This window comes from Cecembia lonarensis LW9 (assembly GCF_000298295.1).
GTDB classification, from domain to species: domain Bacteria; phylum Bacteroidota; class Bacteroidia; order Cytophagales; family Cyclobacteriaceae; genus Cecembia; species Cecembia lonarensis.
Genome location: NZ_AMGM01000343.1, coordinates 1 through 529 on the forward strand (window position 1 = coordinate 1; position 529 = coordinate 529).

Sequence of the window (529 nt, forward strand, 5' to 3'; positions counted from 1 at the left end):
CGGCGGTCTGCTGCCCAGTCTTTGGGACATGGTTCCTAGGCCTGAAGGCAGTCGTTTTCACGCCGTGGTCATTCTGGCAAAGCTGAACACAAAAAAGCCGGCCCGCACCGCACTTCCCTATTCCTCCTGCGAGGTACGGGAAGCACGGCACGGGCCGGCTTCTGTTGCGGGGGCAGTCGACCGACGCGGTCGGTCAACTGCCCTTACGCCTTAGCGAAAATCGCTGCCCAGATCGTAGTCATCCATGGCGATGGCATGGAATTCCGGGCTCAGGCCCGGCTCCAAACCTTCGTAGTCCATGCCAGTGGAGAATGCGGACTGGCCGGTGAACAGCGAAGCCTTCGCTGCCTCGGTCGGTTCCACGTTCACCTGGGTGTAGCGATCCAGACCGGTACCGGCCGGGATCAGCTTACCGATGATCACGTTTTCCTTCAGGCCGAGCAATGGATCGGACTTGCCTTCCATTGCGGCCTGGGTCAGGACACGCGTGGTCTCCTGGAAGGATGCAGCCGAGAGCCAGGAATCGGTA

Annotated in this window: 1 protein-coding gene; it reads right to left on the bottom strand. The window is 60.9% G+C overall.

Features of this window, described 5'->3' with window-relative positions:
* Nucleotides 1–210: 210 nt before the first annotated feature.
* Nucleotides 211–529, bottom strand: a 319-nt coding sequence (locus tag B879_RS24355; protein ID WP_040401698.1) for a DNA-directed RNA polymerase subunit beta', incomplete at its 5' end; no start/stop codon positions are given.